This is a genomic window from Acinetobacter sp. WY4 (assembly GCF_018438165.1).
GTDB lineage: Bacteria > Pseudomonadota > Gammaproteobacteria > Pseudomonadales > Moraxellaceae > Acinetobacter.
In genome coordinates this window covers 1685166-1697481 of the sequence record NZ_CP053947.1, presented here as the reverse complement: position 1 = coordinate 1697481, position 12316 = coordinate 1685166, and the positions used below count along the sequence as shown (strand labels likewise).

At 45.7% G+C, this 12316-nt stretch carries 13 protein-coding genes; 9 read left to right on the top strand and 4 right to left on the bottom strand.

What is annotated here, in order from left to right; all coding sequences use genetic code 11:
* Positions 1-45 precede the first annotated feature (45 nt).
* The 3 genes from gspF (at position 46) to G4D73_RS08005 (ending at position 2385) form a co-directional block, all read left to right on the top strand.
* Entirely contained in the window at positions 46-1251 is a 1206-nt protein-coding gene (gspF, locus tag G4D73_RS08015; protein ID WP_213686490.1) for a type II secretion system inner membrane protein GspF, read from the top strand.
* A 79-nt stretch (positions 1252-1330) separates the two neighbouring features.
* Positions 1331-1765, top strand: coding sequence for a type II secretion system major pseudopilin GspG (gene gspG / locus G4D73_RS08010; protein WP_004278567.1), 435 nt, complete (start codon positions 1331-1333; stop codon positions 1763-1765).
* Between the two features lie 284 nt (positions 1766-2049).
* Positions 2050-2385 carry a hypothetical protein gene (locus G4D73_RS08005; protein ID WP_213686489.1) on the top strand — a complete coding sequence of 112 codons (336 nt, stop codon included), beginning with the start codon at positions 2050-2052 and terminating at the stop codon, positions 2383-2385.
* A 153-nt stretch (positions 2386-2538) separates the two neighbouring features.
* Here G4D73_RS08005 and lnt read toward each other — a convergent pair whose 3' ends face one another.
* Together lnt and G4D73_RS07995 are read right to left on the bottom strand one after the other, a co-directional pair.
* Positions 2539-4098, bottom strand: a complete 1560-nt coding sequence (gene lnt / locus G4D73_RS08000) for an apolipoprotein N-acyltransferase (protein WP_213686488.1) — start codon at positions 4096-4098, stop codon at positions 2539-2541.
* Positions 4095-4934: an HlyC/CorC family transporter gene (locus tag G4D73_RS07995; protein WP_213686487.1), complete on the bottom strand. Its 840-nt coding sequence runs from the start codon at positions 4932-4934 to the stop codon at positions 4095-4097. Before G4D73_RS07995 ends, lnt begins: the two co-directional genes overlap by 4 nt.
* Before the next feature lie 201 nt (positions 4935-5135).
* Here G4D73_RS07995 and tusA point away from each other — a divergent pair, with 201 nt between their 5' ends.
* Positions 5136-5396 carry a sulfurtransferase TusA gene (gene tusA, locus G4D73_RS07990; RefSeq protein WP_004729361.1) on the top strand — a complete coding sequence of 87 codons (261 nt, stop codon included), beginning with the start codon at positions 5136-5138 and terminating at the stop codon, positions 5394-5396.
* Between the two features lie 211 nt (positions 5397-5607).
* On the opposite strand, the gene G4D73_RS07985 is transcribed toward tusA, so the two are convergent.
* Complete coding sequence (locus G4D73_RS07985; RefSeq protein ID WP_213686486.1) at positions 5608-7320, bottom strand: electron transfer flavoprotein-ubiquinone oxidoreductase; 1713 nt, start codon at positions 7318-7320, stop codon at positions 5608-5610.
* Positions 7321-7506: 186 nt separating this feature from the next.
* Here G4D73_RS07985 and G4D73_RS07980 point away from each other — a divergent pair, with 186 nt between their 5' ends.
* The 5 genes from G4D73_RS07980 (at position 7507) to G4D73_RS07960 (ending at position 11930) form a co-directional block, all read left to right on the top strand.
* Positions 7507-8118: a DUF1285 domain-containing protein gene (locus G4D73_RS07980; RefSeq protein ID WP_213686485.1), complete on the top strand. Its 612-nt coding sequence runs from the start codon at positions 7507-7509 to the stop codon at positions 8116-8118.
* A gap of 48 nt (positions 8119-8166) precedes the next feature.
* The gene (gene murI / locus G4D73_RS07975; protein ID WP_004729363.1) at positions 8167-9039 is read left to right on the top strand and encodes a glutamate racemase; all 873 of its coding nucleotides are present in this window, start codon (positions 8167-8169) and stop codon (positions 9037-9039) included.
* Between the two features lie 116 nt (positions 9040-9155).
* The gene (locus G4D73_RS07970; RefSeq protein ID WP_213686484.1) at positions 9156-10184 is read left to right on the top strand and encodes a DUF4062 domain-containing protein; all 1029 of its coding nucleotides are present in this window, start codon (positions 9156-9158) and stop codon (positions 10182-10184) included.
* A gap of 65 nt (positions 10185-10249) precedes the next feature.
* On the top strand, positions 10250-11263 hold the full coding sequence (gene hemH, locus G4D73_RS07965; RefSeq protein WP_213686483.1) for a ferrochelatase: 1014 nt from the start codon (positions 10250-10252) through the stop codon (positions 11261-11263).
* 22 nt (positions 11264-11285) lie between these two features.
* Positions 11286-11930, top strand: a complete 645-nt coding sequence (locus G4D73_RS07960) for an MBL fold metallo-hydrolase (RefSeq protein WP_213686482.1) — start codon at positions 11286-11288, stop codon at positions 11928-11930.
* 40 nt (positions 11931-11970) lie between these two features.
* Here the strand turns inward: G4D73_RS07960 and G4D73_RS07955 are convergent, their stop codons facing one another.
* Positions 11971-12153, bottom strand: a complete 183-nt coding sequence (locus G4D73_RS07955; RefSeq protein ID WP_004278555.1) for a hypothetical protein — start codon at positions 12151-12153, stop codon at positions 11971-11973.
* Positions 12154-12316 lie beyond the last annotated feature (163 nt).

Genomic DNA, 12316 nt, shown 5'->3' with positions numbered 1-12316 from the left:
GACGCAACAGCGTTGAGCAAAATTTTGGAAAATTAGAGCATTACAATGCCTGCATATCAGTTTATTGCGCTTGATGCTTCAGGAAAGCAGCAAAAAGGCGTGCTGGAGGGGGATTCTGCACGTCAGATCCGGCAACAATTACGGGATAAAGCACTTATTCCGGTCTCTGTTGATCCTGTCGAAAAAAAAGACCTACAGCATCGACGAAAATGGTTTGAAAAAAGCATCACGGCCTACGATCTGGCTCTGATGACCCGGCAGCTATCTGTGCTGGTCGCAGCCGCGATTCCACTGGAAGAAGCGATTCGCGCCGTCGGCAAGCAAAGCGAAAAAGTGCATGTACAAAACCTGCTGATGTCGGTGCGCTCCAAAGTGCTGGAAGGGCATAGTCTGGCGCAGGGCTTGCAGCAATCCGGACGGTTTCCCGAGCTGTATATTGCCACAATTGCTGCCGGTGAGCGTTCTGGGCATCTGGACCTGATTCTGGATCAATTGGCCGACTATACCGAAAACCGCTTTGCCATGCAGAAAAAAATTCAGGGTGCGATGGTCTATCCGATTATTCTGATGCTGATGTCCTTTGCGATCGTGATGGGGCTGATGACCTATGTGGTGCCAGATATCGTCAAGACCTTTGACCAGAGTAAAGATGCCTTGCCGTGGATTACCGTGGCCTTGATGAAAGCCAGTGATTTTATCCGCATTGCTTGGCCATTTTTATTGATTGGTGGTGCTTTGGGGATTTTCCTGTTGGTCCGGTTTTTAAGAACCACCGCCGGGCATTATGCCTTTGACCGTCTGACCTTAAAATTACCTTTATTCGGCAAATTGTCACGCGGGATTAATGCCGCACGTTTTGCCAGTACCTTATCCATTTTGACCCAGTCTGGCGTGCCTCTGGTTGATGCATTGCGCATTGGTGCTGCAGTCAGTAATAACTGGGTGATCCGGGATTCTGTCAATCTGGCGGCAGAAAAGGTGACAGAAGGTGGCAACCTGGCGACCCAACTGGAACGCAGTGGTTATTTCCCGCCGATGATGGTACAAATGATCAAAAGTGGTGAAGCATCTGGTGAACTGGACCGCATGCTGGAACGTGCTTCACAGATGCAGGATCGCGAAGTGACCACCCTGATTTCAACTTTACTGGCCTTGCTGGAACCTTTAATGCTGGTGCTGATGGCCAGTATTGTTCTGGTGATTGTGATTGCGGTCATGCTGCCAATTGTGAATATGAATAATATGATTTAAACAGAAGCCAGTTAGAATTTTGCTGTGATCAAGATTCAAGTGGAAATTCTGAATGATGCAAATAAATGAGAGAGATTGAATGAAAAGGAATCAATTAAATAAACAGACAGGCTTTACCTTAATCGAAGTCATGGTGGTGATTGTTATTCTCGGTGTGCTTGCTGCGCTGATCGTTCCGAACGTGATGGGACGTGGTGAAAAGGCCAAAGTCGATACCACCGTGATCAAGTTACAAAGCATTGCAGGTTCACTGGATCAATACAAGCTGGACAATGGCAAGTATCCAAGTATGCAGGAAGGCGGTCTGGATGCACTGGTGAATCAGCCAGCGACTGCAAAAAACTGGGTGCCAGGCGGTTATGTCAAGGGCGGTTTTCCAAAAGACAGCTGGGATAATGAACTGCAATATGTGATTCCGGGCACCGATGGCCGCAGCTTCGATCTGTATTCATTTGGTGCAGATGGTCAATCGGGTGGTGAAGGAACAGATGCCGATATTTATTATCAGCCTTAATTGAGAATCATTATAAATTCTCGATAGATGACATATATCACTTCACTTAATAGGCTATTTCAATACGAAGTGAAGTGATAATAACTCTTAATTATTAAATATAATGTAAGTTAATGATATTTATAATAATGAAATAATAAAATTGATATGCGAGTTATAATAAGAATTATTCCCATATTTATCTATTACAATTCTCGTAAAATATGAATAAACATACACTTTCTATTTATTTAAAAAAGCTCATAATGATCTGAATGGCACTTGACTCGCCAACGGAGAAGCACATGAAAGCATTTATCTTGGGAGATGAAATCAATCAATTTCATTGGTCGATGCTGAAATCTGTTCTTCTGGTTTTAAGCATGCTGCCGATCAGTCAGGGAATCGTCCATTTATGGCAGAGCACCGAAGGCAGCAGCCAGATTATGGTGGCCTTTTTTGCTATCAGCTTGATGAGCAGTTTATTGGCCCTATGTTTCTGGTCCGCATTAAACGCGAGTGTAGTTCGCATTCAAGCCGAACAAGGTTCAGTATTTGAGCAGACACTGGTTAAGCTCTATCGTCATGTGCCGATGCTGTCACTTGCCAGTATGTTGTGTTATCTGGCTTCACAGTTTTAAATTTGAATGTAATAAAAAGCCGAGGCATTGACCTCGGTTTTTTATTGCCTTGAGTGTTCTTCGCTTTCATAAAGGGAGCTTAGGAGGGATTGATAAGGTGCTATATTCAGGAATCCCCTAAATCCCCCTTTGTAAAAGGGGTACTTGAAAAAATTACCGTCTAGATTTAAAGCTGACATCCACTTTACGTGGACGGAAGCGCCAGCCCACTAGCAAGAGTAGAACCGAGAAGATCAGGACCGGCCAGTCGCTGAGTTTCATATATAGCGTTTCACCCTGCATGGCTGGAAGTTCACCACGTAATACCGCTTCCTGATCCACCGGGGCTTTTTTTACGATGTGGCCATTGTGGTCAATAAACGCAGTCACACCAGTATTGGTCGCTCGAATAAACCAGCGGCCATTTTCTTTAGCACGCATTTGCACCATTTGCAGATGCTGTAATGGTCCTGCCGTGCCGGTAAACCAGGCATCATTAGACACGGTCACCAGAAAATCACTTTGGCTGGCATTGCGACGGGTCAAATTCGGGTAGGCCACTTCATAGCAAATTGCAGAACCCAATGGATGATTTTTCACATTCAATGGTTTTTGATGATCTGCGCCCCGGGTAAAACCACTCATGGAAGGATCATTTTGCAGACCTGGCAAGACCCAGCTCAGCCAGCCTGATAAGGGGATATATTCACCAAAGGGAACCAGTCGTTGCTTCTTGTATAGCCCATCAGATTCATTTCCGCTGGCCATAATGCTATTGTAATATTTTGGATAGCCTGCAGCCTGTGATTCTGCTAAATCCCAATATGGAATGCCGGTTACCCATGCAGTGCCTGATTTTTCAGCTTGTACTTTCATGGCCTCCAGAAAGGCTTCAATATCAGTCTGGAACATGGGAATCGAAGATTCCGGCCAGACGATCAGATCACGACCCCATTCGGTTTTACTCAAATTGGCATAAATCAATAAGGTCTTTACCTGATATTCAGTCAGCCATTTCAAGTCTTGCGGAATATTGCCCTGAATCAGGGAAACCGTTAAAGGCTTTTGATTTTTTTGCTCAACAAACGTCAGCTGTGCTGCGCCCCAGGCACCAAGTAACAAGATGGCGGAAGGAATGGCCCAGAACAGGCGTCTATTCAGGATCTCAACCAGCGCACAGGCCAGAATGATCACCACGAAAGATACCCCAAACACCCCGAATAATGGCGCATAAGCATCCAAGTAGCGTTCGGTAAAGGCATAACCAGCAAACAGCCATGGGAATCCGGTAAAGACCCAGGTCTTGGACCATTCAAACAGCACCCAGAGCGGGGCAAAGGTTAAAGGTGTTTCCGGGAAAAAGCGGCGATAGACAAACGTTTGAACGGCACTAAACAGACCCATCACCAGCGCCATAATCAGGATCATCACGACGCTGAGAAATGCACTGGTATCGCCATAGACATGAATTGAGGTATACAGCCAGAATGCGCCGACAAACCACAAGCCAATCCCATAAGCCCAGCCAATGCCAAAGGCCTGTTTTGCGCTACGTCCGCGCAGGCAAGCATAGAGCAGTGCTGGAGACAGAATCGCCAGCCACCAGTAATGATAAGGGGCTAGTGCCAAACTAAAGATAGCACCTGCAAATAAGGCAATTAAAACAGGATAGATTAGCGGCAAAGGTTTTTGCTGTTGAGACGAACTCAACAGCTTATCGAAATACGCTCTCATTGGCGCACGGCTCGAATTAGATGAATAGAGCGTGAATCTGCCTCAAGAATGGTAAATTGCCAGTTTTCCAGTTCAATGGTCTGACCTTCAAGATCACTCACCAGACCAATTTCCTGTAATAACAAGCCGCCCATGGTTTCCACTTCATCATCAGGGAAAGTCGCATTCAGCATATTATTGAAATACTCAATTGGGGTCAGCGCTTGTACCACCCAGGTATTGGCCGTAGTCGGATCATTGTCCGGAACAATGTAGTATGCTTCTTCATCAGCATTGTCATGTTCATCTTCAATTTCACCGACAATTTCTTCCAGAATATCTTCCAGCGTCACCAGACCCGAAGTCGTACCGTATTCATCAATCACCACCGCAATATGCGTCTGGGTATTCTTCAACATGCGCAAAACCTGATCGGAGCGGGCGCTTTCTGGAACAAACAAAGGCTGACGCATAAGCGCGCGAATATCGACTTTGGCCGTCGGTTCAGTTAGAAAAGGCAATAAATCCTTTGCCAACAGAATGCCGACTACATTATCGGTCTGATCGGAAGAAAATACCGGAAAACGTGAATGCGCAGATTCGACCAGCACATGCAGGATATCCAGCAGTTGGTCATCTTCCTGTAAGCTGATCATGGACGTGCGAGGCGTCATGACTTCACGAATTTTGGTTGCCGGGAGGTCAAGAACGCCCTCAAGCATGGCAACAGTATCGGGTTCTAAAAATCGACGTGAATCTTGTACTAATTTTAGCAGTTCGTCGCGAGTTTCGGGTGCAGTTCCCAGCCATTTGCGTAAGCCGCGCATACCCCACGACGGGCCTGATTCCTCGTGCATGATTTTTCCTGAAGACTCTTAATATCTAAAAAAACGTGGTTTTATCATACCGCAGAAAATACGCTTGTCTATTGTAAATATGATGCACAGTCTTGATCGCGTGAGTCAGCGCTGATTTTAAAACTGGCCACGTATGCAAAGCAGCAATGTAATCGCAGCTTTATGCTAAAATATGACAGTCTTTCCATCCTGAGTCTATCGATGTCCCCAACTGAAATTATTCCAAGTCTGCAATTGAATACCCGAGGTTTGCGTTGTCCTGAGCCAGTGATGATGTTGCATCAGGCGATCCGTAAATCCAAGGCAGGTGATGTGGTTGAGGTGTTTGCCACGGATAATTCAACGTCGTGGGATATTCCAAAATTCTGTATGCATTTGGGGCATGAGTTGCTATTGCAGGAAGAACGTCTGGATGAAAATGGCAATAAAGAATTTCATTATTTAGTGAAGAAAGGCGGCTAAAGAGATAAATGACAGATGAGCTCAATGATCTGTCCCTATTTAGGAAATAAAACTCCACAAATCTGTGAAATTAAATAGATGAATGGGCAAGAACTGAAATTTTAAATATTTATCCACAAATAAACCCGCTTAAAAGCGGGTTTATTTTTTATCTGATAATCAGATTAAATGTTCGGATATGAACAGCACTGCTGCGCAAGAACTATCCAAATTACATGTTAGGGTAATTCGGACCACCACCACCTTCCGGTGTCACCCAGGTGATGTTCTGGGACGGATCCTTGATGTCACAGGTCTTGCAGTGTACACAGTTGGCTGCATTGATCTGGAAACGCTTGGAACCGTCATTATTTTCCATAATCTCATAGACCCCCGCCGGGCAGTAACGCTGTGCAGGCTCATCCCATGTCGGCAGGTTGACTTCCACCGGAATTGAAGCATCGGTGAGTTTCAAATGTGCTGGCTGGTTTTCTTCATGCACGGTATTCGAGACAAACACTGAAGACAGACGGTCAAAGGTCAGCTTGCCATCCGGTTTTGGATAGTTTGGCTTGAAGCTTTCAGCCGCCTGGGTTTTCAACGCAGCATGATCCTGAACCAGATCATGCAGGGTGAACGGAACTTTAAACACGTTCTGATCGATAAAGTTAAAGGCACCACCGATCCATTGACCGAATTTGTGCATTGCCGGGCCAAAGTTACGCGAGTTATAGAGCTCTTCTTTTAACCAGCTGTTGTTGAACTTGTCGGTATAAGCAGTCAGTTCTTTGACAAAGAAATCTTCGCCTTCCACTACACGCGCCACCGCCAGATCACCGCCTTTTTCGACACCGGCCGCAATCGCCTCAAATACCGCTTCACCGCAGAGCATGCCGGATTTCATCGCCGTATGAGAACCCTTGATCTTGGCAAAGTTCAGGAAGCCGGCATCATCCCCAATCAATGAGCCGCCCGGGAAAGTGAATTTCGGCAGCGAGTTAAATCCACCTTTGGTCACAGCACGTGCACCATAAGAAATACGCTTGCCACCTTCCAGATACTGCTTGATCAATGGATGAGTTTTCCAGCGTTGCATTTCCATAAATGGATACATATGCGGGTTGGTATAGGACAGATCCACGATCATGCCCAGGGTCACCTGGTTGTTTTCAGCATGGTATAACCACCAGCCACCTGAAGAACCAGTTTCATTTAGTGGCCAGCCGGCACCGTGCATCACCAGACCCGGTTTATGCTTGGCAGGATCGATTTCCCAAAGCTCTTTAATGCCGATACCGTAGTGTTGCGGATCAGCGTCCTTGTCCAGGTTGAATTTCTGGATTAAACGCTTACCGAGATGACCACGGCAGCCTTCAGCAAAGATGGTGTATTTGGCATGCAGTTCATAACCCGGAGTAAAGTTATGCGTTGGTTCGCCATCTTTACCAATACCCATATCACCGGTCTGGATGCCTTTTACCGTGCCATCGGCATGATACAGAATTTCAGAGGCTGCAAAGCCCGGAAAGATCGACACTTCCAGTTCTTCCGCTTTCTGGCCTAACCAGCGCACCACATTGCCCAGTGAAATGACATAGTTGCCATCGTTATGCATGGTTTTAGGCACCATCCAGTGCGGTGCTTCCTGTGATTTTTCATCTGAAAGCAGGAAGAAGGTTTTATCTTCAGTCACCGGGACATTCAGCGGGGCACCCTGTTCTTTCCAGTCGGGGAACAGCTCATTCATGGCACGCGGTTCAAGCACAGCACCAGACAGAATATGTGCACCGACTTCGGAGCCTTTTTCTACGACACAAACGGACAAATCGTTTAAGTTGTTTTCAATTGCAAGTTGACGGATTTTGATCGCAGCAGAAAGACCCGCAGGGCCTGCGCCTACGATGACGACGTCAAACTCCATCGATTCACGTTCGATGTGTTCCATGTAGGACTCCTCATATTACTATTCGGTGGCAACCATAACCGGATGGTTGGGTGCTGCCATAAGTGTTCTTGGTTCCTAGACACAAAAATGCTGGTGTCTTTGATAATCTGGGCTAGTATAGTTTTAAAGCCGGTTTTAGCCAATTGGCTGAAACATATTATTTTTCCGTCATTAAGGTCTTCTTTTATGGATAAGCCAGTACCCAGCACAAATCCGACGAAAAAAGTAACTTATCCCGATGATAAAAATTTAATGGATATCGCACAATACTTAAAAGATGCACAGAGCAGTCACAAAAGGTCAATTCCCCCTTTGGAGCAATGGCAGCCAAAGCATTGTGGCACCATGGATCTGAAGGTTTTAGCCACCGGCGAATGGTGGCACGAAGGTCAATTGATCAAGCGTCAGCCGATGATTGACCTGTTTGCAACGGTGCTCTGGAAAGAAAACGATAAATTCTATCTAAAAACACCGGTAGAAATGATTGAAATTGAAGTTGAAGATGAACCTTTATTTGTCAATCAGGTCGATCAGGTTGAGATCAATGGAATGACTTATCTGCAACTGGGCACGACCACGCAAGACCTGATTGTTGTCGATGCTGAACATCCAATCTTCATGCGTGAATATAAAGGCGAACTACGGCCTTATGTGCATGTGCGTTTCGGGATCAATGCCCTGATCCAGCGTGCTGCATTTTTACATCTGGTCGAGATGGGAGAGCTTGATGAAAATCCGGCAGGCGAAACCGTTTTAAGTCTGAAAAGTGGTGATTTAGACTTGCATTTGAGCACCTGAGGTTTAAGCTTGATCGCTAGAAATTTCAAACAAGCCACCTGCAACGTTATGAGCGCTATTCAACCAATTTCCCAGCTATTAGACCCGATGCCCAATGCCACGGCAGATGCGCCGATTGGTATTTTTGACTCAGGCGTAGGCGGCTTGTCAGTCGCCCTGGAAATTGCCCGCCATTTGCCCAATGAGCGCTTTGTCTATTATGCGGATACTGCGCATGTGCCTTATGGCCCGAGAGATGATCAGGAAATTCGTGCCCTGACGGCCCAGGCGATTGAATGGCTGTATCGTCAGGGTTGTAAAGTTGCGGTGGTGGCGTGCAATACTGCTTCCGCTTTTAGTCTGGATTATTTGCGTGACTATTATGGTGAAAACTTTCCGATTATCGGTTTAGTACCCGCGCTTAAACCGGCAGTCTTGAATACCCAGTCGAAAACGGTGGCGGTATTGGCCACGCCCGCGACCTTCCGCGGCCAGCTGATTAAAGATGTGATTTCCCGTTTTGCCGAACCGGCTCAAGTCAAAGTCCTGCCGGTCACCAGTCTAGATCTGGTGCCTTTTGTTGAGGCTGGAGAGCAGATGAGTGCAGCCTGTTTGCAGACATTAAAAGAGATTTTACAACCAGTTGTGGATCAAGGCGCTGATTATTTAGTATTAGGATGTACACATTACCCCTTCCTAAAATCGTCAATTCAGTATATTTTTGGTCAAAAGCTGACATTAATTGACTCAGGATTCGCGGTTGCAAGACAAACGGCCCGAATTTTAATTAAAAATGGGTTATTATTTGAGCATGAGTCTAAAGAAAGCGTGAAAATTGAATTGGTGGTGAGTGGGCAGAATGCTGAACAGCTCCGACCGATTTTGCAGCATCTGATTCCGGCCGATTTAAAATGGCAGGTCAGTAATATGAGTGCAGTTTAAAACTCATTTTTATAATTTAAGAAGAAAGATATTTTGATTGTGGGGTGGCCATATTGGGTAAAGAAGCATGTGATGATGCATTTTTTACCCAAATGTACAGGAGAAGAGGATAGCCCATGCTGGATAAACGGTACCAAGTGTTCATCTCAACCTCTGGGGCAGAAATGCAACCGGAGCGTATCATTCTGTCTCAAACACTGGTAGGAATGGGGTTTTTCTCGTGGGGACTGGAACAGCGTACACCCCTGAATACTGCATTTGCACGCCGCCAGATTGATGACTGTGATTATGTCGTGATTCTGCTGGGAAGCCAGTATGGAGAGCAGTCGGTATCGGGTGTTGGCTATATGCATCTCGAATATATTTATGCAGTGACCAAGCAAAAACCGATTATTGTGTTTATGCATGATGATCCGGCATCACGTGAAAGTGCATTGCATGATGCCAAACCGGAATTACAGGAAAAATTCAAGGAATTCCGTCAACTGTTACAGCAGGAAGTCGATCAGGTCTTTACTTACCGTAGCCTGCGCGATCTGGAAATGGCAGTGCGTTTTAACATGTCACAAATGCTGGAGCGCTATCCGGTGACCGGCTGGGTACGCCCGCAAAATACCCAAGCCCTGCATGACGAGATTGACCAGCTTAAAGCGAAAGTCGCGCAACTGGAACGTGATGGCGGAACAGCTCAGCTCGATCCATTCTTAAGCCTGCCCAAAGTGGCGATGCATGAAATTTTTTCTTTTGAATACCGGATGCATGCCTATCAGGATGGTAACTTCAAGGAAATCAAAGTCCAGAAAAAACTCACCTGGGCACAATTGTTGGCATTGCTGGGCTCAACCTTTGTCAATCCCACACCCGAAGAGTTTTTCTCAAAGCGCATGAATGAATATCTGAATGAAACCGGCCTGCCGGATGCGCGGGTGCAGATGCCACGAGCGCATGCTGTCGCGCGTGCCCAGATGAATATTCGTGCCTTGCATAGTTTAAAAATTCAAATGCGCCAGAATGACTGGATTGTGCCATCCGGTCGTGATGACCGCCAGCGCATGCTGTGGCAGATTACCCCAAAAGCGCAAAAGTTGCTGGACAGCAGCTTGCTGGATTTAGATCGCACTTTTCAATATAAGTCAGCGTATTAATCCATAGAGAGAATAAATAAAAAGCTGTTAAAGTACAGGGGTTGATATCCTGACGGACGAACTGAATGTATTCTCCTGCTAAAGCGAAAGTGACGATTATATTGGCAAACTTGGGCACACCAGATGAGCCTACGATTCCTGCGGTACGCCGTTTTCTCAAGCAGTTTTTATCCGACCAGCGTGTAATTGAGATTCCTAAACCGATTTGGCAAATCATTCTGCGCTTATTCATTTTGCCCTTCCGTCCAAAGCGGGTATCACAGGCCTATGCGCAGGTATGGGGACAGGATTCGCCGATGCGTGAAATTCTGTTTGAGCAGGTCGCAGCAGTTAAGACCCATTTAACCCAGCTTTATCCGCAGTTTGAACTGAATGTGGTACCCGCTATGACCTATGGCAATCCGAGTATTCAGGATGTCTTGGCACAGGTCTCCGCGCAGCCACAGGAACACGTGATTCTGTTTCCCTTGTTTCCCCAATATTCAGCCACGTCGACCGCACCTTTATACGATGCAGTGGCGAAATGGGTGGTTAAACAGCGTAATTTACCCGGTTTGACAGTGATCCGGGATTATTATCAACATCCTTTATTTATCCAGTCGTTGGCTCAAAGTGTACGTGATTATCAGGCAATTCATGGTCAACCAGAAAAACTGTTAATGTCTTTCCACGGTATTCCACAGCCATATGCCGATAAAGGCGATCCTTATGCCGACCGTTGTCGCATCACGGGTAAATTGGTGGCGGAAGCACTAGGTTTAAATGAAGATCAATATGCGATCAGCTTTCAGTCGCGGTTTGGCAAACAGGAGTGGATCAAGCCCTATACCGATGTTTTGCTCGAAGATTGGGCCAAGCAAGGGGTGAAATCAATTCAGGTGATGAGTCCGGCATTTTCCGCGGACTGTCTGGAAACGCTTGAAGAGCTGGCAATCGAAAATGCCGAGACATTTAAAGCACTCGGCGGTGAAAGCTATAGTTACATTCCGGCATTAAATAGCCGTGAAGATCATTTGCGATTGCTCAACAGTCTGCTCCAGGCTAATCTGGATGCATTGACACAGATACTTGCCCATTAACTTGCCCGAGGTTTTTCACCCCATGTTACAAGTCAAAATTGTTCCAGTTACTGCATTTCAGCAAAACTGTTCCATCGTTTGGGATGCGGACACAAAAGAAGCCATTTTGATTGATGCAGGGGGCGAACCTGAAAAACTGAAAGCTGAAGTTGAAGCGCTGGGTTTAACGGTTAACGCCTTGTGGCTCACTCATGGCCATCTGGATCATGCGGGTGCGGTGGGTGCGTTAAAAAAGGCCTGGAATGTACCGGTAATCGGACCACATAAGGAAGATGCATTCTGGCTCGACATGATTCAGGAAGTTTCTGCACGTTATGGCTTCCCGATTCCGGAAAAAGTCGAAGTGACCCAATGGCTGGAAGGTGGAGAAGTGCTCAAACTCGGCAATGAAGAATTTGAAGTGCGTTTTGCTCCAGGCCATACGCCAGGTCATGTGATGTTCTATAACAAAAATTATGACTTGTTATGGACAGGGGATGTATTGTTTAAAGGTTCAATTGGCCGGACTGATTTCCCGCGTGGTAACCATCAACAGCTCTTAGATTCAATTCAGCGAGAATGTTTCAGCCTGCCAGATGAAACCCAATTCATTTCAGGACATGGTCCGATTAGCACCATTGGTTTTGAAAAGCAGCATAATCCTTTTGTTGCAGGTAAAGCGGGTTAAAAGCGTAAATAAAAGACCAATACCATTTGGTCTTTTATTTTTATTCTGAAAAGGGATTATTGCGAAGTTGTCGCGTTTGCATGTGTATGAGCCAAGCGGCAAAAGCAAAAAGCACACCCAATACAATAAATAAACTATCTTGTTGGAAAATGCCGACTCCCAAAGAAAGAAGTGCAAGTAGACCAACCCCAATTAATATGACTCTTAAAATAATATAACCCATATTATTGCTCTAAAAATAATGTGAAAATTTAGAGTAGAACAATAATACTAAGGCTTTATGAATGATGTTAATTCGTGTTGCTTTATCTAAGTAATTTTATAAAACTCATATGATTTATTTACTTAATTTCGACAAGATTCTGCTTTCAGACAGAATTTTCGAC

Coding starts and splice junctions, on each gene's coding strand:
- gspF (WP_213686490.1), top strand. CDS start 46: ATGCCTGCATATCAGTTTATTGCGCTTGATGCTTCAGGAAAGCAGCAA.
- gspG (WP_004278567.1), top strand. CDS start 1,331: ATGAAAAGGAATCAATTAAATAAACAGACAGGCTTTACCTTAATCGAA.
- G4D73_RS08005 (WP_213686489.1), top strand. CDS start 2,050: ATGAAAGCATTTATCTTGGGAGATGAAATCAATCAATTTCATTGGTCG.
- lnt (WP_213686488.1), bottom strand. CDS start 4,098: ATGAGAGCGTATTTCGATAAGCTGTTGAGTTCGTCTCAACAGCAAAAA.
- G4D73_RS07995 (WP_213686487.1), bottom strand. CDS start 4,934: ATGCACGAGGAATCAGGCCCGTCGTGGGGTATGCGCGGCTTACGCAAA.
- tusA (WP_004729361.1), top strand. CDS start 5,136: ATGTCCCCAACTGAAATTATTCCAAGTCTGCAATTGAATACCCGAGGT.
- G4D73_RS07985 (WP_213686486.1), bottom strand. CDS start 7,320: ATGGAACACATCGAACGTGAATCGATGGAGTTTGACGTCGTCATCGTA.
- G4D73_RS07980 (WP_213686485.1), top strand. CDS start 7,507: ATGGATAAGCCAGTACCCAGCACAAATCCGACGAAAAAAGTAACTTAT.
- murI (WP_004729363.1), top strand. CDS start 8,167: ATGAGCGCTATTCAACCAATTTCCCAGCTATTAGACCCGATGCCCAAT.
- G4D73_RS07970 (WP_213686484.1), top strand. CDS start 9,156: ATGCTGGATAAACGGTACCAAGTGTTCATCTCAACCTCTGGGGCAGAA.
- hemH (WP_213686483.1), top strand. CDS start 10,250: ATGTATTCTCCTGCTAAAGCGAAAGTGACGATTATATTGGCAAACTTG.
- G4D73_RS07960 (WP_213686482.1), top strand. CDS start 11,286: ATGTTACAAGTCAAAATTGTTCCAGTTACTGCATTTCAGCAAAACTGT.
- G4D73_RS07955 (WP_004278555.1), bottom strand. CDS start 12,153: ATGGGTTATATTATTTTAAGAGTCATATTAATTGGGGTTGGTCTACTT.